Annotated in this window: 15 protein-coding genes; 12 read left to right on the forward strand and 3 right to left on the reverse strand. The window is 49.3% G+C overall.

The window, feature by feature from the left end; all coding sequences use genetic code 11:
* Positions 1-179 precede the first annotated feature (179 nt).
* Positions 180-575 (forward strand): c-type cytochrome, encoded by a 396-nt coding sequence (locus GWG06_RS04650; protein WP_160711616.1) that lies wholly within the window; start codon positions 180-182, stop codon positions 573-575.
* A gap of 351 nt (positions 576-926) precedes the next feature.
* Positions 927-2,174: a DEAD/DEAH box helicase gene (locus GWG06_RS04655; RefSeq protein WP_127044491.1), complete on the forward strand. Its 1,248-nt coding sequence runs from the start codon at positions 927-929 to the stop codon at positions 2,172-2,174.
* Between the two features lie 194 nt (positions 2,175-2,368).
* Here the strand turns inward: GWG06_RS04655 and GWG06_RS04660 are convergent, their stop codons facing one another.
* Complete coding sequence (locus GWG06_RS04660) at positions 2,369-3,691, reverse strand: DUF2252 domain-containing protein (RefSeq protein WP_160711618.1); 1,323 nt, start codon at positions 3,689-3,691, stop codon at positions 2,369-2,371.
* A 357-nt stretch (positions 3,692-4,048) separates the two neighbouring features.
* Between GWG06_RS04660 and GWG06_RS04665 the strand changes: the two genes are divergently transcribed.
* The 8 genes from GWG06_RS04665 (at position 4,049) to GWG06_RS04700 (ending at position 18,342) form a co-directional block, all read left to right on the forward strand.
* Positions 4,049-4,612: an RNA polymerase sigma-70 factor gene (locus tag GWG06_RS04665; RefSeq protein WP_202182944.1), complete on the forward strand. Its 564-nt coding sequence runs from the start codon at positions 4,049-4,051 to the stop codon at positions 4,610-4,612.
* Between the two features lie 88 nt (positions 4,613-4,700).
* Positions 4,701-5,894 (forward strand): FecR family protein, encoded by a 1,194-nt coding sequence (locus tag GWG06_RS04670; RefSeq protein WP_160711620.1) that lies wholly within the window; start codon positions 4,701-4,703, stop codon positions 5,892-5,894.
* Positions 5,895-6,006: 112 nt separating this feature from the next.
* A complete protein-coding gene (locus GWG06_RS04675) occupies positions 6,007-9,696 on the forward strand; it encodes a SusC/RagA family TonB-linked outer membrane protein (protein ID WP_160711622.1) in 3,690 nt (1,229 codons plus the stop codon).
* A gap of 21 nt (positions 9,697-9,717) precedes the next feature.
* Positions 9,718-11,541 (forward strand): SusD/RagB family nutrient-binding outer membrane lipoprotein, encoded by a 1,824-nt coding sequence (locus GWG06_RS04680; protein WP_160711624.1) that lies wholly within the window; start codon positions 9,718-9,720, stop codon positions 11,539-11,541.
* Between the two features lie 197 nt (positions 11,542-11,738).
* Entirely contained in the window at positions 11,739-12,332 is a 594-nt protein-coding gene (locus GWG06_RS04685) for an RNA polymerase sigma-70 factor (RefSeq protein ID WP_160711626.1), read from the forward strand.
* Between the two features lie 69 nt (positions 12,333-12,401).
* Positions 12,402-13,361: a FecR family protein gene (locus GWG06_RS04690; protein WP_160711628.1), complete on the forward strand. Its 960-nt coding sequence runs from the start codon at positions 12,402-12,404 to the stop codon at positions 13,359-13,361.
* A 32-nt stretch (positions 13,362-13,393) separates the two neighbouring features.
* Positions 13,394-16,753, forward strand: coding sequence for a SusC/RagA family TonB-linked outer membrane protein (locus GWG06_RS04695; RefSeq protein ID WP_127040858.1), 3,360 nt, complete (start codon positions 13,394-13,396; stop codon positions 16,751-16,753).
* Between the two features lie 29 nt (positions 16,754-16,782).
* Complete coding sequence (locus GWG06_RS04700; protein ID WP_160711630.1) at positions 16,783-18,342, forward strand: SusD/RagB family nutrient-binding outer membrane lipoprotein; 1,560 nt, start codon at positions 16,783-16,785, stop codon at positions 18,340-18,342.
* 120 nt (positions 18,343-18,462) lie between these two features.
* Here GWG06_RS04700 and GWG06_RS04705 read toward each other — a convergent pair whose 3' ends face one another.
* Positions 18,463-18,660, reverse strand: a complete 198-nt coding sequence (locus GWG06_RS04705; protein WP_160711632.1) for a KTSC domain-containing protein — start codon at positions 18,658-18,660, stop codon at positions 18,463-18,465.
* A gap of 147 nt (positions 18,661-18,807) precedes the next feature.
* On the opposite strand from GWG06_RS04705, the gene GWG06_RS04710 reads away from it, so the two are divergent.
* Positions 18,808-19,083, forward strand: a complete 276-nt coding sequence (locus tag GWG06_RS04710; protein WP_160711634.1) for a hypothetical protein — start codon at positions 18,808-18,810, stop codon at positions 19,081-19,083.
* On the opposite strand, the gene GWG06_RS04715 is transcribed toward GWG06_RS04710, so the two are convergent.
* Positions 19,080-20,309, reverse strand: coding sequence for an alpha/beta fold hydrolase (locus GWG06_RS04715; RefSeq protein WP_160711636.1), 1,230 nt, complete (start codon positions 20,307-20,309; stop codon positions 19,080-19,082). The genes GWG06_RS04710 and GWG06_RS04715 overlap by 4 nt on opposite strands.
* Positions 20,310-20,657: 348 nt before the next feature.
* Here GWG06_RS04715 and GWG06_RS04720 point away from each other — a divergent pair, with 348 nt between their 5' ends.
* On the forward strand, positions 20,658-23,117 hold the full coding sequence (locus GWG06_RS04720) for a pre-peptidase C-terminal domain-containing protein (RefSeq protein WP_160711638.1): 2,460 nt from the start codon (positions 20,658-20,660) through the stop codon (positions 23,115-23,117).
* Positions 23,118-23,141 lie beyond the last annotated feature (24 nt).

Below are 23,141 nucleotides of genomic sequence, written 5' to 3' on the forward strand. Positions count from 1 at the left end.
AACCTGTAAGCCCAGGGAGCATCACCATCAGGCACAAAATCTCAAATAACTAAATAAAAAAATAACCCGCCATTCGTAATTCGTAATTCTTTTCCCACAGGGAAGAAAAACCCACATACATATCAATTTTTTTGTAGATTAAAGGAAGGAAGCATTACACATTTACTAAACCCATGGTCATGAAAATGAAAAAAACACTCGTGGCAGCCGGTGCGCTGTTAACGGCAGTCACACTTTGTTCACTTGCCCTGCCGCAGGAGCCGGAGAAACCAAAAAACCTGAAAGTCCTGCCTAAAAATATCAGTCATGATGAGTTGATAGGCACTATGCGGAGCTTTAACACTGCGCTGGGCGTAAAATGTAACTTTTGCCATGCTCCCCAGAAAGACGATCCTAAAAAGTTGGATTTCGCCAGTGATGATAACCAGCACAAAGATGTAGCCCGCGCTATGATGAAGATGACCAGCCGCATTAACAGGAAATTCTTCAAAGGCCGGGAAGTAATGGCTGTTACGTGCTATTCCTGCCATCATGGTAATGAGGAGCCGAAGACAAAGCCGGAAGAAGCCAAATAGGCTTGTTAATTATGAATTACGAATGGCGGGTTATTTTTTTATTTAGTTATTTGAGATTTTGTGCCTGATCATGATTTTCTCTGGAACCTGTAAGCCCAGGGAGCATCACGATCAGGCGCAAAATCTCAAATAACTAAATAAAAAAATAACCCGCCATTCATCATTCGTAATTAACTGTCACCGGGTTGCCAAAAAGTCGTATCTTTACGGTTATATGTTGAGATAAAAGCATAAAGCACTGAAATATTCATCTCTCCTGCCCGGAAAATCTTTTCTTTACTGCTCACCTCAATGCTGAAGCGCTGTCGATGAAGAAGCGCTCATATTTAATTACTGAACAGATATAACAATATGTTATTCGAGCAATTAGGGCTTATTGAGCCCATTTTAAAAGCAATTAAGAACGAAGGTTATACTACGCCTACACCGATACAAGTACAGTCTATACCCATTGTGCTGGAAGGTAAAGACCTGCTGGGATGCGCCCAGACAGGCACTGGTAAAACGGCCGCCTTCGCTATCCCGATTTTACAGCAATTGTATAAGACCAGGTCTGCCAGCGAGGGATATAAGCATATCCGGACGCTGATCCTGACGCCTACCCGCGAACTGGCCATGCAGATCGATGAGAGCTTTGCCGCCTATGGCAAGTATACCGGTCTGAAGCATGATGTGATCTTCGGCGGGGTACCGCAACACCGGCAGACCATCGCGCTGCGTAACGGTACAGACATCCTGATCGCCACGCCTGGCCGCCTGCTGGACCTCATGAACCAGGGCTACGTATACCTCAGCCACCTGGAAATATTTGTACTGGACGAAGCTGACCGTATGCTGGATATGGGCTTTATCAATGATATCAAGAAAGTGATCCGGGAGCTGCCGCAACAGCGCCAGACCCTCTTCTTTTCTGCTACCATGCCGCCCAATATCTCCAAACTGGCCAATTCCCTGCTCTATAAACCGGAAAAGGTAGAAATCACTCCGGTGTCTACTACCGCCGAAAGGGTAGAACAGAGCGTATATTTTGTCAAGAAGAAGGATAAACAGTCATTACTGGACCTGCTCCTGAAAGATAAACGTATTGAACGCACCATTGTGTTCACTCAAACGAAACACGGAGCAGACAGGATTGCCAAAAACCTGAGAAAACGGAACATCAACGCGGACGCGCTGCATGGCGACAAATCCCAGGCTTCCCGTCAGCTTACCCTCAGTAACTTCAAAAATGGACGCCTGCGCGTGCTGGTAGCCACTGACATCGCCGCCAGAGGTATTGATGTGGATGCGCTGGAACACGTGATCAACTTCGACCTGCCCAACGTTTCAGAAACCTACGTACACCGTATAGGCCGTACCGGCAGGGCAGGCGCTACAGGATACGCACTTTCCTTCTGCGCGGCAGAAGAACGCCCCTTCCTGAACAGCATCAACAAACTCACCAAGCAACAGATACCGGCAGTAAGCCACCCGTTTGAAGAAGCCGCCCTGATAGATGCCCATAATGCTACTCCGGACGCGCCGAAACTTCCGCCAAGAAAACCAAAGTTCAAAAACCGGAAGAAGAGCAGTGAGAAGAAGTTTAAGGTAGATTTTTAAGTTAATTACGAATTACGAATTGCGAATTACGAATAAAGAGCGAAGATCTGAGGGGATAAAGAATTACGAATTGCGAATTACGAATTGCGAATAAAGAGCGAAGATCTGAGCGGATAAAGCATTTACTTATCTGCTCAGATCTTCGCTCTTCATTCGTAATTCGCAATTCGTAATTCGTAATTAACCTCCATTCCTCATTCCTTCGTTACCTTAAGCCTCCCTGACTTAATAGCTTTAGTGAATTCAGCGTAATCTTTTTCAGTCTGGTTGGCGTAGGTAACGGCGAATTTGCCGATGGCTTCGTCGATGGCGTCGCTTTTACCCATATAGTTGCTGATGGTGTTGCTGTTGCCGGTTTTGGCGTGTGCGCGGGCCAGCATACGGCCGCAGAGGCCGGCGTAGGCCATGAGGATATCTTTATCGAAGGTATCTATGTCGGGGGCTATTTTGCGGTCGCGCAGCTGGCGGAGGTAGAAGTGGCGGCCTTCATAGCCGGTGCTCCAGCCGAGGAAGATATCGCTGGCTGCCTGCACGAGGCGCTGCCCCTGTACGATGCGTTCTCCCTGATGTTTGTAGCTGCTTTTGGCGGTATACCCTTCCAGTACGCTGTTCCTGGCTTCTTTGGCCTGGAGGAACAGCGGTTCATCTTTTTCATTCATCAGCAATACCACATAGCAGCGGGTGCCCACGCTGCCTACGCCTACTACTTTAAGGGCGATATCTACCACCCTGAATTTGCCCAGGAGTACGCGCCTGTCTGCCTGCAGGGTGCGTTCATAATCTTTCATAAAGGAGAGGATCGCGTTTTTTTCTTTTTCCAGGTCCACCGGATGGTAGATGAGCGGATGCTGATCGGCGATTTCGAAGGAGCCGAGCACGCTTTGGGTGATTTTATAGAATACCTGCTGCTGGGTGGCTTTTTCTGCTTTGTTGATAGCGTTGCGGAGTACATTTTTCAGCTTTTCGCTGGTGGTGTTGTCCAGGAGGCGGTGTGCCTCAAATTTCATGTACCAGAGGTCAAGGGTATTCATCTGTGAGTATTCGTATATACTTTGACGGTAGTAGGTACTTACTTTAACGGCCAGTTCGCGGGCGTCGGCTTCGCGGAGCTGGTTGTTGCGGCCGGCGAGTACGAAGCTGGTTGCCAGTCTTTTTACATCCCATTCCCAGGAGGCGGGAAGGGTTTCATCGAAGTCGTTGGCATCGAAGATAAGTGTGCGTTCCGGGGTGGCAAATCCGCCGAAGTTCATCAGGTGGCAGTCGCCGATGGCCTGCACTTTAATTTCAGTATGGGGCTGGCAGGCGAGGTCCTGCGCCATAATGCCGGCAGTACCGCGGTAAAAGGCGAAGGGGGAGGCGCTCATACGGGCGTGCCGGATGGGTATCAGGTGTTTAAGGCGGTCGTGGTTGGAGGCTTTGATGGCATTTACCACCGACGGCCGTTTGGGCGAAAGCTGCAGGATACCCTGGGAGGAGCGGGGGATCTGGGTTCTGAGGTGTTTACCGGTAATATCCATTGGGAATTATGAATTATCAATGATGAAAGATGAGTTATAAGCGGAGATATAAGCGGACGTGTAAGTAAAGATCCGCATAAATCTTCGGTTATAACTCATCTTTCATCATTGATAATTCATAATTCCCGATTTGGAGGATTAATTTTTTTATTCTACGTTTGACATGTAACAACTAAAACGTTTTACCATATATCAGCCAAACAGTCAACTGAAGAAGAAGTCATGTACACACCAGTGCCATAAGGATGGAAAGATAATTTGCACGAGATTTTATACTATCTGAGGATAGGCAGAAAGAATTATATCATATACCTGTTATTCTTTACAACAGTGCAGCAACCAACAATTCAAGAACAAGTGAACCTGCAGGAGGTGGCTGCAGGCAGCGAAAAGGCCTTTAAAGCCTTATTTGAGCAGTATCGCGGACGGTTGTTCTACTATATCAGCCGTTTCATCAAATCAGAGCAGGTCGCCGAAGAGCTGGTGCTGGACGTATTTATGAAAATATGGACCGGCAGGGAGCTGATTACCCGTATTCAGCATTTTGACGCTTTCCTGTTCCGGGTAGCGCACAACAAATCCATCGATTTTCTGCGGGCTGCGGCCAGAGATCAGCAGTTGTCCGGCCTGTTGCTGGAAGAGATACAGGCGGCCGCCGCGGACCGCCCGGATGCGGTCATGATGGCACGGGAGTACGAAGCTAAAGTAAGACACGCAGTGGCGCTGTTGCCGCCGCAGAGCAAAAAGGTGTATACCCTTTCCAGGGAGCAGGAGCTTACGCACGATCAGATAGCCCGGCAGCTGAATATTTCCAGGGCTACGGTCAACAACCATATTGTACTGGCGCAGCGGTTTATCAGAAATCATCTGGCCCGGGAGATAGACCTGGCCATCGTTTTCCTGCTGATCGGAAATATTTGAAAAAAAATTTTGCCGGCGATTAGTTATCTCTCTTTTTTTATCCGTCTTACTGGATAGCTGGCAGTGATTTCTCCACGCAAATAAACTTATGGACAACAGAGATACCAATTCGTGGGAGTACCTGGTAGCACAGTATCTGGCCAACCGGATCAGCCGGGAGGAGCTGGCGCTGCTGTTGGAAAAGGCAGAAAGGGAGGAAGATATGGAGGCGCTCACCGCAGTGCTGCAGGCCCGTTGGAATGCTGCTGCCATAGCTGCCGGAGAAGAAACAGCTGACCGTAACTGGGATGAAAAGTTTGCTGCCATGATAGCTGCCACGCCGGAGCTGCCGCGTCGCCGGTATTTCCGGCCGGCTGCCCGTCTGGCTGCCGCGGCGGGCCTGGCGCTGCTGCTGGGTATCGGCAGTTATTTTATCTTTTTAAAAAAATCACCGGAAGTACCGGCGCCCATAAGCATAAACAGGAATTATGACCGTCTGCCCGGTACCAATGGCGGCGTGCTGATACTGGCCAATGGAGAACAGATACAGCTGGACAGTGCCGGCAACGGGGTGCTGGCTGTTCAGGGATCAACCAAAGTTATTAACCGCCAGGGGCGTATCACCTACAGTAACGCTTCCGGCGAAGATGCCACCCGGCTATTCAACACCATTACCACGCCCAGAAGCAAACAGTTTCAGCTGGTGCTGGCCGATGGTACCAGGGTATGGCTCAATGCCGCATCATCCGTACGTTTCCCGGCTGCCTTCTCTCATGAGGAAAGGCGGGTGGAAGTTACCGGCGAAGCCTATTTTGAAGTGGCCGCCGTCAGCCATAAAGGCCGCAAAGTGCCTTTTACCGTACATGTCAGCAACATGGATATTCAGGTACTGGGCACACACTTTAACGTCAACGCCTATACGGACGAAAACAGCGTAAACACCACCCTGCTGGAAGGCAGCGTACTGATTGCAAAAGGTAACAGCCGCCAGCTGCTGAAGCCCGGAGAACGTGCACAGCTGGACCCGTCAGACAAGCTGACCATTTATAAAAATGTAGATACAGAAGCAGTAACAGCCTGGAAAAACGGCTATTTCTCATTTGATCAGACGGACCTGCCCGCAGTGATGCGCCAGATTTCCCGTTGGTACGATGTAGACATCAAATATGAAGGACCTGTACCTGATCGCCGGTTTGGCGGTGAAATATCCCGTAATACCAAAGTATCAGAAGTACTGAAGATACTGGAAGAAAGCAAAATTCATTTCAGGATAGAAGAAAAGAGAATCGTCGTATTACCGTAATAAAAAGCCGCTCTGAGGTGAGAGTCAGCGCGGCCGGCAGTTCCGGTGAATACTAATTATAACAATTGTTGGGACAGATTGCTATTTACTCAACCAAAACCACTACTAAAGTATGGAAAAAATTCTACGTACCGCCTGGTATTTCAGCCATCGGGTACTTCCAAAAACATTCCTGTTTATGAAGTTAACAGCCATCCTCCTAACCGTCTGCTGCATGCAGATAAGTGCCAAGGGCTATTCCCAGCGGGTCACGCTGGCGGAGAAAAATGCCAGGCTGGGAAAGGTTTTCCGGGCAATCAAGCAGCAAACCGGCTATGCCTTCTTTTTTGATGAGTCCTGGATGCGCCAGGCAGCAGCAGTAACCATTAATGTACAGGATGCCACCCTGGAAAAAGCGCTGGACATCTGTTTCAAAAATCAACCGCTGACTTATTCCATCGTTGGTAATACCATTGTGGTCAAACAACGGGAAACAGCAGCAGACAGAGTGGTGGCAGCCAACACCCCGCCGCCTGCTGTTATCAAAGGTATTATCCGGGATGAATCGCAGGTGCCGCTGGCAGGCGTTTCCATCCGTATCAAAGGCACAACCAAAGGTACCACCAGCACCGGAACCGGCGAATTCAGCCTGCAGGCAGAACCCGGTGATGTGCTTATATTCTCTTTTATCGGTTATCAGCAGAAAGAAGTAGTGGTAGGACAATCCACCACCCTCAGCATTGTGATGCAGCTGGCCAGCAATGAGCTGGGCAATGTGGTAGTTACCGCGCTCGGTATCACCAAGAAGGACCGCAAGCTGGGCTATGCCATCACCAAAGTAAATGTGGACGAAGTACAGAGCGCCAACAACGTTTCGCCTATCGCTGCCCTGCAGGGTAAAGTAGCCGGTGTAAACATCAACCTCTCCGGAGCGGCAGGTGCACAGGCATCTCCCAGCATCCTGATACGCGGCGCCAAATCTCTCACCAAAAATGCGTCTCCCATCTTCGTTATTGATGGTATGGTTATAGAAAACAACCGCGTTACACCGGATGAACTGGACAACGGCTCCCAGCTGAAAAACCTGAACCCGGATGATTACGAATCCATCACCGTGCTGAAAGGCGCTGCGGCTACCTCCCTGTATGGTTCCCGCGGCGGTAACGGCGCTATTGTTATCACCACCAAAAAAGGAAAAGCAGGAAGTGGTATAGGCGTTTCCGTTAGTTCCACCTACCAGACACAGGTGATATATGATAACGGCTTACCTCTGCAGAACCTGTACGGTAGCGGTACTCCCTATTACCGTGAAGGTAATTTCAAACCGGATGGTACACAGGTAAATACCTCCTACAGCTATGGTCCGAAGATGGACGGCAGCCTGCATCCCGCAATCTATAATGCGGGTAAAATGGTGCCTTACAGCGCACAGCCGGATAACTGGAAAACATTCTTCCAGAACGGAAAATATATCAATAACAACATCTCCCTAAGCGGTGGCAATGAGCGTGTAACCTATCGCTTCTCCTATTCCAATCTGCAGAACAGAGGTACACTGCCCAACAACGAAGTAAACCGTAACAACTTCGATTTCCGTACTACCGGTAAGATCAACAATATCTTCTCCGTAGAAGCAGGTATAAGCTATGCCATGACAGACGCGCTGAATGCCTATAACCAGGGCCGCTGGGAGTGGCCTTCCGGTACCAATCTGGGCTTCCTGACCTATTATGCTGTTCCCAGAAATACTGACCTGGGCGACTGGAAATCCGATTACCGCAACAGCGACGGCTCTATGCGGAAAACCGGTTACAGCCTTTATGATGATGTAGTGCAACAGGCATTTAACCGCTTCGATAAAACCAATAAGAAACGCTCTGAAAGATCCCTGCTGGCAACCGTGTTACTGAAAGCCCAGATCAACGACTGGCTGGATGCAAGCGCCAAAGCCAATATGAACGACTGGCGCACTTTCTATGAAAACAAGGAAGGCGGTGGCGGCGCATTTGGCGCAGGCGGTTCCTACGGTGTAGGCGGCAACTACAGTTCTTCCTACAACTACCTGTTTATGCTGCACGGCGCACGTAAACTGAATAAGGATATGGAACTGGATGTCAGGCTGATTAACGAATACTATGGTAACGGCAGACAGGAAGAATACAGCGCCTCCACACGCGGCGGCCTGATTGTTCCGGATGTATTTACCTTATCCAACTCACTGGAAGATATCAGAGATAACAGAGCCTATAAAATTACGCCGCAGAACAACCGCGTAATCGGCGCCGGCGCCATCGTGAACCTGAGCTACAAGGATTACCTGAACCTGGAAATCACCGGCCGTAATGACTGGGTATCTTCCCTGACTTATCCGCTGATTGTAAAAGGCGGCGCTAACAACTATTCCGTATTCTATCCTTCTGTAAATCTCTCCTGGTCCTTTACCGACACCTGGCGCGAACAGATACCCCGCTGGTTTACTTTCGGTAAGCTGAGAGCATCCGCCGCCTGGGTAGGTAACGGTACAGAACCATATTATACCAACATCGGTTACCTGCTGACTACTGTCCGCGATATCAACGGCAATTCTGTCAACACTTCCTATGAGAAAGACAAGGATATTCTGCCTAACTACGATTACAAGCCGGAACTGCAGCGTTCCTATGAGTTAGGTACCAACCTGTCTTTCCTGGATGACTTCATCAACCTGGACCTGGCCTGGTACAGAACCAACAGTACCAACCAGATTCTCAAAATCAGGAATTCATACGAAACAGGCTATGGTTTCAAACGTATCAATGCCGGTAACATTCAGAATGAAGGTATTGAGGTACAGTTAAACGTAACGCCTGTACGTAAAAAAGATCTCAAGGTGGATCTCGGTGTGAACTTCACCCGTAACAGGGGTACGCTGAAATCCCTGAACGACGGTATGATGGAATACGAGATGATGGGTAACTATGAAGGCGCAAGCGTATATGCTTACCCTGGCGGCCCGCTGGGTATCCTGACCACAGACAGAAGCTACAGGGAATACGATCCTGCTACCGGACTGCCCATTATCAAGGTAGGTGCGCGTGCTACCAATGCGAGCCCTGACAGAAAGTATGACTTCCAGGAATATACCTGGTCACAGGTGAGATATAATGAGAAAAATCCGAGAACCAATATCGGACGTATTGAGCCGGATTGGATCGGTGGATTCAATGCCAATATCCGCTGGAAGCAGTTCACCCTGTTTGCCCAGCTGGACGGCCGCTTTGGTGGTCTGGCCTATTCCGGCGCGTACAACTACGGCATGTTCCGTGGTGCGCTGGCCAATACACTGCAGTATCGGGATGCTGAGCATGGTGGTGTAGAGCGTATTGATTCCTATACCGGTCAGAAAGTATACGACGGCGCTGTTCCTGATGCCGTTTTTGCAGCAGGCGAGAAAAGCCCGAAAACCGGTGAAAACATTGGTGGTATGACTTTCCGCCAGGCGTATGACAAAGGGTTGGTAGAACCCTGGAAAGCAGGTTCCTATTATATCAATACCTACGGTTTCAGCACTAACCTGGACAATGGCTCCGTGACAAAATTATCCTGGCTGATGCTGCGCGAAGTATCGCTGGGTTACCAGATACCGCAACAGTGGCTGAATACGATCAGGCTGAAAAGCGCCGGACTGCGCTTTACCGCACGTAACATTGCGTACCTGTATAACGGCCTGACCGGCGGGCAGAATCCTGAATCCCTGCAAAGCAATGATCCGTTCAAACCGATCATTAACGGCGCAGTGCCATTCTCCCGTAACTATGCCGTTACCTTAAACATTAGTCTCTAACCGTTACAACCATTGAGCAACATGAAACAGTTCCATAAAATAGCGCTTGGGTTACTGGCTGTAGCTGCCCTGACGCAATCCTGCATGAAGAAAATGCAGGACACCAATACCGATCCTAACTTATTATACGATACCCGCCCGGAATTCCTGTTCACGGATGCCACCAAAAGCTATACGCTGCCCGGCAGAACACAGCTGCTGAATAAATACAGCACTTCACTGCGTTATATGCAGTATATCGTTGGCGATAATGCTGATAAGGATGCTATGGAAGCGCCTTACTGCGATCCCGGAAAAGTGAATTTCCCTGATCCAGGTAGCGACGGTACGCTTTACTCCGACCACTTCAACGGTGTAGGACGGGATATGAGCAAAATTATAGACAAGATCAACAATACAGAAAGTCCGCTGCTGAGAAATGCGTATACAGATCTGAAGGCCATCTGTACTATTATGCGGGTATACGATGCGTGGAGAGTAGCTGATATGTACGGTGCGCTGCCTTATTCACAGGCGTTCAGGCCAACGGAGTATGCCGTTCCTGATTTTGATTTCAACTGGACCCTGTATCTGCAGTTCGATCAGGAGCTGAAAGCATCAGCAGATGTGCTGAAAGCGAAGAGCAAAGATCAGAAGGATATCTCCAAACAGGATTTCTTCTACGGTGGTAAAACAGATTCCTGGATTAAATTTGCCAACACCCTGCGTATTAAAATAGCGCAGCGTTATGAGAAGAGAAATGCCGCGCATCTGGCGGGTGTGCTGACAGACATTGCCGGTAACTACGGCAGTCAGATTATTTCCTCCAATGCGGAATCTTTCGGATATAACAACCTGCAGGACTGGAATAATGATGTGAATGATATCAATGCTATCCAGAACGTATATGTATCAGCGTTTCCTTTTGTTGAATTCCTGAAATCCACCCGCGATCCGCGTCTGCCGCTGATGGTAAGGGAGAACGACTGGGGCACTAACTATAAGCCCTATACGAGTGTGAGGGATTTTGGTATACCTGCTTCCAAAACAGAGCTGAATGAGCCTTCCAGGAATACATCCCGTTTTATGGGTAAGCACGTGTTCTCGGCATCTTCCGGCTCGGCTTACGACTGGTGGGGACAGGCCAAAACGCATTCGTTCACCTATACTTCCGGTAGCGGTACTGCTACCGCCACGCTGAATTTCATCTCGCTGATACAGGGTCGCCTGTTTGTTAAAAATGGTGGCTTCAGGGATGTAGATGCCAACGTAATGCATGATGATGAGAAAATTGTGGATGGTAACACCATCAAAATGCGTACTTCCCTGCTGAGCTATGCAGAAACCTGCTTTATGATGGCGGAAATTGCAGCCAAAGGCGGCAACAGCCTGGGTAAATCTGCAGCGCAGTGGTATGATGAGGGGGTGACTGCTTCCTTTAATGATTACAAACAGAAAGGTATAGAGCAGGGAACACCGCGTGCCGCTGATGCGCAGCTGGGCGATTTCCTGACCCGCTATCCTTACAAAGGACTGGAAAGCGTGTATTCCCAGGCATGGGTGAACTTCCTTACCCAGCCGGAAGAGGCGTGGGCTATGTGGAAGCGTACCGGCTATCCGCAGTTTTCGACGTATGTTCCCGGCGGCGTCAATAAAATCGGCGATGGTTCCGGTATTGCATACCTGGAATCATTGTACACCGGTTCGCAGAACCTGCTGATACCCCGCAGGGCGGTAATACCTGTTTCAGCTACCGAAATGCTGGGCAACATCGGCAATGCGGTGAAAGCTATGCAGGCAAAGGATGCGGACTACGGCGTTGACAGGCTGGATACCAGGGGCCGTATCTGGTGGGATATGAAGTAAACAAGCCAAAGCTGAATAAACATCATGTTGATGTGAAAAAAGGCCGCTCTATTTTTGGAGCGGCCTTTTTTTATAAGGAAAATGTTATACATATATCATGGTTGCCAGTATGATTTTTATGTGATTTTTTTAGCTTGCTATGCCTGACTTAAATAATTATTTCTATTTTGCTCCACTGTGTCACTAAAATTGTTGCCATGTTGAATGCAACAGATGAAGCGCTGTGCAAAAAGATTATTGAAAAAGATGAGCCGGCCTTCCGGATATTATATAATAGATACAGGAACCAGATTTACGCGTATGCGCTGAAATTATGCGGTTCCACGGAAGTTGCACTGGACGCTGTCCAGGAGGTGTTCATGAAAATCTGGATCAGGCATGAGTCACTTGATCCGTCACTGTCACTGAAAGCGTACCTGTACCGCAGCGCCAGAAACTATATTTTTGACTACCTGAAGAAGGCGGTGCACGATGAAAAATTCCGTGCGTATTTCCTGCAGGCTTATGAAGAAAATACAGTGGGAGATGCCTGCCATGTATTGTATACCAAGCAACTGGAAGAAATAAGGATGAATGCCGTTTCCCGGCTTCCATCCCAGCGGCAGCTTATTTACCGGATGAGCAAGGTGGACGGATGTTCCAATCAGGAGATTGCGGACCGCCTGGGTATTTCTGTCAATACCGTCAGAGATCAGCTGGTAAAGGCTTCCCGCTATGTCCGGCATTACCTGTCTGAGAACGCCGACCTGGCTGTTTTACTCGCCATTTTTACTACTGTCATCACGGACTAAAAAAAATTTTTACTTCGCGTCGTCTTTTCTCTTTTCACAATCGTATTACTATTACACCAACTGTCTGGCATGGAGGAACAAAACAGGATAAAGGCATTGCTGATACGGTTTGCAGCAGGAAGCAGCAATCCGGAAGAGCGTCAGGAGATATTGAACTGGCTGGAACAGCACCCCGAAGCGGAGTGGCTGCCATTGCCGGAAGACATATCCCCGGCCGGCCTGTCTGTTTCAATGCCGGAAACAGCTGCTGACAACATTTTTCAGCGTATCGTATCCCGTCAGCCGGAAGTAACGGCAAGGCCTGTACGAAGAATAGCCTGGTGGCGTGCCGCTGCCGTACTGATTCCCGTCATCGGTATAGGAGCATCCCTGTGGTGGTGGCAGCAGCATATGCAGCGCCGTTATTATGTGAACAACACCCGCGAGGTACAGACCATCAGCCTGGAAGACGGCACCACCGTGCGTCTGAACAGGAATTCCCGGATGGGCGTCAGCCGCCGCTTTATGCATCAGCCGGCGCGTGAAGTATGGCTGGAAGGCGAAGCCTTCTTCTCTGTACAGCCGGCCACCAAAGCGTTCACCGTACATGCAGCAGACATGCTGGAGGTACAGGTGCTGGGTACTGCGTTCAATGTAAGCACCGCCGGAGAAACGGCTACGGTAGTACTGAATACCGGCAGTGTAAAAGTTGCCGCTGCCGCCAGCGCGGTTGTGCTGCGTCCCGGCGAAATGGCCGGCTTCAGCAAAACATCGCGGCAGCTGACGACCCGGCAGGCAGACACGCTGTTTTATACTTCATGGAAATACAACCTGGTAGCTTTCAGGGGACAACCGCTGAAGGAGGTAATGCGCCGGTTACAGGAATACTATGAATTTGACGTCGTATTCAAAGATTCCCGACTGGCAGATTATACCTTCACCGGATACCTGTCTTCCTGCAACCTGCAACAGGCATTAGGCACGCTAGAAGAAACATTCCCGGTCAGATTTAATGTAAAGGACAAAGTAATTCAAGTGAACAAACAATAGTGCTCCTTTTAGGATAACAACTACACTTTACTATGAAAAAAATTAGATCAATCAGCTGCAGGCTGATAATGATAATGGCATTGTATGCCTGTATGCAACTGCCGTTTACCCTGGCGCATGCCGCCGTATCCGCCCGCGATGGCGGAACACAGGCTATGCCGCTGATCTCGCTGATCAGTGAACTGGAAGGGAAGTTTGATGTACGTTTTAACTACAACACGCACCTCCTGGAAGGTAAAACCATCACCCTGAAAAATTCCACTACGTTCAAAGCCGGCAATATTGAAACGGTTATGAATCACTACATCTCCCCGCTGGGGCTTGTCTGCAAGAAAATCGGAGAGAAGTTCTTCGTAGTGAAATCAGAAAATGCTACCGGCAGTGAAATGAAAATTGCAGCTGTATCCCCGTTACCTGTAGTACAACAAGGCGTGAAAGGTACGGTGAAAGACAGCGCCGGGCACGTTTTGCCCGGTGTGACCGTTCGTCTGAAAGGAGCCTCCAGGGCGGCTGTCAGCGATAAGGACGGGAACTTCTCCATGGAAAATGTCAACGACGGAGATGTGCTCATCTTCTCTCTCATTGGTTATGGCCCGGTAGAATACACCATCAGCGGACAACAGTTTTTCCAGGTGGTGATGCGCGAATTGTCTACCGCCCTGGATCAGGTGGTGGTGACCGCTCTCGGTGTGAAACGTGCGGAGAAAGCACTCGGCTATGCCGTTCAACGTGTGAAGGGCAGCGCGGTGCAAACCGTTAAAGGCGTGGATATGGCTACCTCCCTCACCGGGCAGGTGGCTGGTCTGGTAATTAAGAACTCTACCGAGTTCAACGCCAAACCTACTATTGAGCTGAGAGGTGAAGGCGCCCTGCTGGTAATAGACGGAGTACCCTATGGTAACATGACCCTGCGCGACGTACCTTCCGATGATATTGAAAGCATCGATGTACTCAAAGGACCCACCGCCTCTGCCCTGTACGGCTCCCGCGCTTCCGGCGGCGTTATCCTCATCACAACCAAGAAAGGCAGCGGTGAAGGACTGGCTGTTAACATCAACAGCAACACCATGGTGCAGAGCGGATTCCTGTCACTGCCAAAGGTACAGTCTTCCTACGCCCGTGGCCAGAACGGAAAGATAGACAACGATTATGTATGGGGACCTAAACTGGATGCCGGCAACACTGCCAGAGACTGGAATCCTGAAACCAAACAGTTTGAAAACAACCGCCCGCTGAATTCCGTAGGTAAGAACAACCTGAAGAATTTTATGCAGATGGGGCTCATCACCAACAACAACATCAACGTATCGCAAAGCGGTAAGTACGGCAGCTTCCGTGCTTCCCTGAATCATATTTTCAACAAGGGGCAGTTTCCGAATACGAAACTGAACATGTTTAACTTCACCCTGGGAGGAGAACTGAAAGCCAGCGATAAATTTACCCTGGAAGGACATATGGGCGTGAGCAGAAGAACAGCGCCGCAGATATGGGGAACCGGTTACGGCAACCAGGGCTACATTTACCAGCTGACCATGTGGACAGGCCCGGAATATGATATCCGGCAGTACCGCGACTACTGGAAAACACCTAACCAGACGCAGAACTGGATGTATACCAACTGGTACGACAATCCTTACCTGATTGCCTATGAAAAACTGAACGGCATCCAGGAAAGTACCGTGAATGCCAGCCTCACCGCCAACTATAAATTCACTTCCGACCTGAGCCTCCTTATCCGCCTGGGTTATGATGTTTACAATAACAAGGAAACAAAACGCAACCCTACTGCCAATATCTACTCTACCCGCGGTGGCTGGAACGCCAGAGGACTGTACAGCATCAGCGATGCCTTCGGCTGGAGCACCAACAACGATGTGATGCTCAGCTACAACAAAAAGGTGCGCGACTGGTCCTTTGATGCGATGGCCGGCGCCACTCTTTACTATTATGTGGACGAATCTCTTTATGCTTCCACCAAGAACGGTTTAACCTCTCCTACTTTTTATTCCATCTATGCTTCTGTTGACCCCGCCATTGTTCAGCCCGGATATTCCAGCAGGCAGGTAAACAGCCTGTACGGCCGCGCTGCCATCGGCTGGAAGAATGCCGTGTTCCTGGATGTTACAGGACGTAATGACTGGAACTCCGCACAGTCTAAAAAACAGCGCGATTATTTCTACCCTTCCGTAGGTACCAGCGTGGTGATGTCTGAATTTATGAAGATGCCCGCATTTGTTGACATGTGGAAACTGCGCGGCTCCTGGGCTACCTTTAAAACTCCGGCCGGCGTTTATACCCTTAACCGCCTGTATAATACCACCGCTTCTGCCTGGAACACGCTCAACTCCGCCAGCTATCCCAGAACCATGCTCGGCTCACCGGACATATTACCCAGCTCTATGCGCACCTGGGAGGTGGGAACAGCAGCCTATCTCTTCAAAAAGCGCCTGAGTGTGGATGTGGCCTACTTCAACAAATATTACTATAACCAGCAGAAGAGAGTGGCTATCTCCAGCGCTTCCGGCTTCGACTCCACCTATATCAACACCGGTGAAACAACTGTACGTAAAGGGGTGGAAGTATCCCTGAGCGGCAGCATCATCAAACAGAAAGGCTTTGAGTGGATATCTGCTGTCAACTGGTCTACCCAGCACGTGTATTACAAAGACCTGGATCCGGTTTATTCTCCTAAAAAACCCTGGGTACAACCGGGAGCAAGGAATGATATATATACTGATAACTACTGGCTGAGAGACGGCTCCGGCAACATCATTCACAACAATGGTATGCCGGTACTGAGTAATTATGAACAGGTGTTCGGCTATACCGATCCTAAATTCAGCTTCGGCTTCATCAACACTTTCATCTTCGGCAACTTCACCGCCGGTATCAATATCGACGGCCGTGTAGGAGGCGTAATGTACAACTACATCTATGACAAGATGTGGGACAGCGGTACCAACCCGGAATCAGACAATGAGTTCCGTTATGATGAAGTAGTGAACGGTAAAAAGAATTATGTAGGTAATGGTGTGAAAGTTATCAGTGGCGAAGTGGCGTTCGATAATTTCGGAAACATCATATCAGATACACGTCAGTATGCGCCGAACGACAAAGGCATTTCCTATCAGGCGTATGCGCAATCATTCCGTGGCGGTGACCGTGGCGTGCAGAATAAAACATTTGTGAAAGTGAGGGAAGTATCGCTGGGCTATCGTTTCCCGGCTGCCATGCTGGCGAAATCAGGTATCAAAAACGCCTCTGTATCGCTGACAGCACAGAACCTCTTCCTCTTCACCAATTTCAAATACTCTGATCCGGATGTAGACAATGAAAACCTGAATTCTCCTTCACAGCGGATGGTAGGTTTAAACATCAGGGTAGGCTTCTAATGCGATCATCTCACAAGAAAGTAAACAACATGAAAACGATCTCCTGTAAAAATATACTGATGCTGACATCCGCCATGATACTGGCAGGCGGCTGTTCCAAATTTGACAGCATCAATACCAATCCGAATAAACCCGCCACTGTCAGCTCCGCTAACCTGGCCACCAACATGATCCTGGGGGTAACCAGATCAGAAATCAGCAGCACCAAATCCTTTATGCAGCCGTTCCTGCTGGGTAAATACCTCACCTGGGGCGAAGGGCAGGAATATCTGCAATACAACAGGCTGGAAAGGGGTACCTATTCCCGTTTGTCGCTGCTGCGCAATGTGCAGCCCATGATTAATTTCGCGACAGACGAAGGACAGCGTAACGCGTATACCGGGCTGGGTTCCTTCATCCGGGCATGGCAGTTTTTTATGACTACCATGCAGGTGGGCGATATCCCGTATTCCGCCTCTATCAAAGGTGAAACGGAAAATATTGTACAGCCGAAATATGATACGCAGAAACAGGTATTCCTGGGTATCCTGCAGGAGCTGGATCAGGCAGATGCCTTCCTGGCCAAAGGCGCCGACTTCGGCGGCGATCCGATATATAACGGGAAAGTAGATAACTGGCGCAGACTGGTGAACAGTTTTGAACTGCATGTACTGATGAACCTGTACCGCAAGACTTCCGATGCCGATCTGAAAGTGGTGGAACGTTTCCGGAATATTGTTGCCAACCGGCCGCTGATGCGTGACTATAGTGATAACTTTGCTGTTACCTATAACAATATTGCCGGACAAAACTATCCGTGGTCCGATGTGCCGGCAGGTTCCGGCAACTCTTTTGTGAAGTCGAACTATACCATGCTGAGCACCACGCTCATTAATCCGCTCAAGACCTTGCAGGACCGCCGCCTGTTTTATTATGCGAAACCATCGCCGGTACGGCTGGCCGCCGGCAAGCTGCCTTCCGACTGGGAGGCATACGTCGGGGCAGAACCTTCCCTGCCTTTCCCTGACCTGCAGACGATACGTGTGGATAAGGATTATGCAGATATCAACAACCGGTACGTAAATCTCGTGAATGCCGAACCGGTGAGCGTTTTCAGTTATCAGGAACTGCAATTCATCCTGGCAGAGGCTGCCCTCCGCGGCTGGATAAATACGGCGCCGGCACAAACGTATTTCGCCGCAGGTATTACCAGCGCCATGAAATTCACCGCTGCCTTTACGCCTGATGCAGCTGATTACCATCACAACATGAAAATCGACGACGCTTACATACAGTCTTATGTAACGGCCAATACACTGACTGGCAGTACAGAAAATCAGCTGTCACAGATTATCCTGCAGAAATACCTGGCAGGTTTCCTGCAGGGCAGCAAATATGTAGCCTGGTATGAGCAGCGCCGTACAGGTTATCCTGCCTTCGTGCTGAATTCCGGATCCAATCTCAATGTTCCCGGTACTAAATTTCCTGTAAGATGGATGTATCCCGGAGATGAACTGAGCTATAACAACGAGAACCTGGTGGAAGCTATCAAGAGACAGTATGGCGCCAGCGACGACGTGAACGGAATCATGTGGTTGTTGAAAGATTAATATGGCATTCTACTGTATTTGACTTAACTTTAAGTATGTACCTTTTTGCTTTTTCTTTCTAGTGACAATTACTTAACCCATTTACATATAAAGGCCGTGCAGCTTGATGTTGCACGGCCTTTATTTTATCTTCCTGAAAGTATATTTATCCTTTATTTCCTGATTGAAAAATACTCCTTTGGATATCGTCTGCTTCATTGACTTATACACTGATTCCGGTACATCCAGGTAGTCATAAATGGCTCCCGAAACGAACAGAATCCGCAACACGGCATTCTCCGGATCATAATCATATTTTCGGATCACAGACGAAGGCATGGTGGAACAGCCTCAATTATCGTACCCCTTGTGTATGTGGTTATTTTGTTATTTTTTTATTTGAGATTTGAAGGCATTCGTGGTGTCCGGGTAAATTAAAGGACCTGCAGAAACAGTATTTCAAATGATTACATCTCAGATAATAAAATGAAACAGGAAGAGATCGATTATATTTTCAGGCATTATCATCATTTCCTGACATTAATGGAAGTAGCTGCGGAGAAGCAGGTACTTAGCAACCAGCCGGAGGTGCAGGAGTTGCTGAAAGACGGACCCGCCATTTTCCGTATGCGGACTGCCGAAAGGCTCGTGCGGGAATTTCCGGAGCAGGTTTATTTTAACAACTGTCCGCAATGCGGCCGGCTGGCCCGTACACCTCAGGCGCAGCAGTGCAGGTATTGCCTGCACTGCTGGCGCGATTAAAGAGGTCTCTTTTCTTTCAATATTTTCTTCAGGGTTTTGAGATATAGTTCCGGGATAATGTCTGTACCTTCTTCCACCATAAAATGCGTAGCGCGGGGAATCACGGTAGCGGATGCCTTTGGCAGGGTGTTGACAACGCCGGCAATCTGACTGGCAGGCGATATTTTATCTGCTTCACCCAGGAGAGCATAAATTTCGCAGGCAGGATATTTTTCCGGTTTGTAGGATAATTCATTTTCCCAGGCGGCCTTACCCATTGTAAACAGTGTTTCGGTGGGCACCTGTTGAAAATCCTTCAGCGGCATGGAGGAGAACCAGGGCCTGGAGGCGCTGAAGCTCATCAGCTGCTGCAGTTTAGGAATAGCGACAGCCGGTGGCTGCTGAAAGAATTGATCGTTGTAGATAGCTGCCATCACACTGTCCATTTCTGCTACGTCTTGTGGCGTCAGGGCTGCTTTTTTACCAGCTTCGTGTATGCGATAGAGTTCCTGTTTGTAGACAGGTACAAATCCGCCGACAACCGGGATGATGAATGCGGTATGCGGCAGTCTGGAGGCGGCATCGCTGACAACCCAGGCGCCGTTGCTGATGCCCATCATGCTGATGGCGGATATTTCCTTCCTGGTTTCCAGATGATGATAGATGTGTTCCACATCGCCGGCCAGCACGCGGATACCTGCATCCCATGGCTGGTAGCTGCCGGTGGATACGCCGCAGCCTCTTTTGTCGTAGGTGAATACGCCGTAGCCCCAGGCATTGAAGAGGTAGGGCAGGTAGCGCATGTTGTGGCGGGTTTCATAGCCGGCGCCGTGTACGAGGATGATGACCGGAAAGGTGTTTTTTCCGCGGGGCTTCCAGAGCGTACCTCCCAGGGTGGCGCCGTCGGCTTTCACCAGCATGTCTTCTGTATCTGCAGGCTTCACTTTCCATGCGGTATCTTTCCTTTGTCCGCTGATAAAGAGCAGGGTATGATCATCCTGCAGCATAATTTTATCACCTGTTTTACCAACGGTAAAAGTCTGTTTACCTGCGGGAGATAAATACCTGCAGGCAGACTGGCCATAGTCCATCAGGAACAGGTTGTTGTCAGTGCGGCCTACAGAAAACAGTCTGCCGTTGCTGCTTTGATAATTACCGAAATAGGATTTGAATGCAGACAAGCTATCCTGACTGCTGGCGGATAAATATCCGCAGCATGATAATAAGAGCGCAAAAATTTTTTTCATCACAGGGTTGTTTTTTTTGTTGCCCGAAGATAGCCGGCCGTGGCAGGGCGGAAAACAAATTGTGACAGACCGGAAGAAAAATGTGACGAAACTCCCTTGTAAAGGGACTGCAGTAACATATGCTACTTTTAATCAGGTGGAATCATTTCTTATGTGAAAACCGTTATAATCAAATCTGTTGCAGCCGAGCCTCCCCCCGCATAAGTATTGATGCACCCTCTTACTGGTATCGTTAAGCGAATATGTGATCCGATTGTACTGTCTCTTGTTAAAGCACTGTCTTCATTGACAGTGGTATGCACGTTTGTTTTTTTAAACCCAACTATATGTAAACCCAAAATCTGAATTATGCAAAAAACACTATTCACTTTGCTGGGAATCCTGTTTCTCAGCCTTTCCCTGAAAGCCCAGATCAGCAATGGAGGAAGACCCTACTCCTTTGCGGCTGCCCTGCCTGAAGAGGTAGACACCAAAAAAGTCGGCGCGCTGCCTATCGCCAAGCTGCGGGAAGAAGATGAGGCCAACCTGAAACAAGGGCTTCCGCTTCGTATAGGCATGATCGTGCCTGCGTCCTATTCCCTGTCCAATTCCGGTACCTGGACCACCCTGCGTAACGGCGACCGTATCTGGCGGCTGAACATCCAGGTGGATGGCGCACTGGCGACCTCCCTGTATTACGACAACTTCCGCCTGCCCGCAGGCTCCAGGCTGTACGTGTACAACGGAGATCATTCTCAGGTAATCGGCAGCTATTCCGATGCCAACAACGCCGAAACAGGATTGTTCGCTACTGAAATCCTGAAAGGCAGCACCACCGTGCTGGAATACTACGAACCCAAAGCTGTGAAAGGCCAGGGACGGTTTACCATCACCGGGGTGAACAACATCTACAGCAACAAAATTCCGGAGTCCAAATCATCGATGGACAAAACCGTTGGTGCTTCCGGCAGCTGTAACGTAAACGTAAACTGCCCTGAAGGCGCTAACTGGCAGAACCAGAAACGTGCAGTGGCAAAAATTATCTTCAAGAACGGCAGCAGCAGCTACCTGTGTACAGGCTCGCTGGTGAACAATGCCCGCAAAAACTGCAAGCCTTACTTCCTGACAGCCAACCACTGTGGTTCTAATGCTTCTGCAGCAGATTTCAACCAGTGGATTTTCTATTTCAACTATGAAGCGCCGGGTTGTACTAACCCCAGCGGCGAACCGGTAAGCAATACCATCACCGGTTGCGTACAACGCGCCCGGTCAGGCGATGCCGGTAGCGTAGATGGTTCCGACTTCCAGCTGCTGGAATTCAACCAGTCAGTTCCCTCTTCCTACAATGTGTATTATGCAGGCTGGAATGCCAACGCAGCAGCCAGTCCCAGCGGTGTGTGCATTCACCATCCTGCCGGTGACATCAAGAAAATCTCTGCCTACAGCGCTCCGCTGACAGCTACCAACTACGGCGGTGGCGGGTCTGCGCCGTATACCCACTGGAAAGCCATCTGGGTGCAGACCACCACTAACTGGAGCGTAACAGAAGGCGGATCTTCCGGCTCCCCGCTGTTCAACAACAACGGCCAGATCGTAGGTCAGCTCTCCGGAGGCCCATCCAGCTGTAATGCTACCGCTGCCAACAAATTTGACTACTACGGTAAAATGGACCGCAGCTGGACATCCATGGGCAGCGATGCGCTGCATCAGCTGAAACCCTGGCTGGATCCGGATAATACCGGCGTACTGTCTCTCAACGGTTCCAACTACCCCTGCAATGACACTACCGGTCCGCAGAAGTGTACAGATCCGTATGAACCTAACAACACCCTCGCTACCGCCGCTACCATTTCTTCCGGTGTAGATGTACGTGGTAATATCAACACTGCCAGCGACAGCGACTATTTCAAAATTGTGATAGCAGATACCAGCAAAATCACTATCGTACTGGATAACCTCGGCGCTAACTTCGATGTACGCCTGCTGTCATCCACCGGTGCCCAGCTGGCCATCTCCCAGAAAACAGGTACACAGGCAGATTCCATTTCCTATAATGGCCCTGCTGCTACCTATTATGTGCAGGTATATGGTAAAAACGGCGCTGTATACGATTCTACCTGCTACCGCCTTATCACTACCGTCACGCCGATAATAGTAGCCTGCACCGACATTCTGGAGCCTAACAACACCCTGGCCACCGCAGCTGCCATTGCTACGGGAACGAATATACGCGCACTCATCGCCACCTCTACGGATGTTGACTATTATAAATTTACCACCACCGCAGCACAGCCGCATATTGAAATACTGCTGGCCAACCTGCCCGGCGATTATGACGTGAAACTCTACAACCCCGCAGGTACACAGATAGGTATCTCTCAGAATGGCAGCACTACCAGCGAAAGAATTGTTTACAACAACGGCGCTCCCGGCACTTACTCCGTACAGGTATACGGTTACAGCGGCGCCTTCAGTGCCTCACAATGCTATCAGCTTACTGCCAACATCAGCAGCACGCCGAAAGTAGCATCTCCGGCTGCCAAATCAGATAAGCAGGATATAGAAGAAGGTAAATCAGGTAAAGACTTCCGCATCTATCCCGTACCGGTGAAAGACCGCGTATTCGTGGAAATCAACAGCCACGAAAACAGGTTACAGGTTATCACCGTAACAGATATGAGCGGTAAGATCGTATACAACCAGCAACACCGCATCGTTGCCGGTTATAACAGACTGGAAGTAGTAATGCCTGCTGCCCTGAAAGACGGTATTTATATTATCGCCGCCGGCAGAGGACACACGAAGAAATTCATTATGCAAAAACAATAAGCATTCATTTTCTTATTTAATTAT

The organism is Chitinophaga solisilvae (assembly GCF_009928525.1).
GTDB lineage: Bacteria > Bacteroidota > Bacteroidia > Chitinophagales > Chitinophagaceae > Chitinophaga > Chitinophaga solisilvae.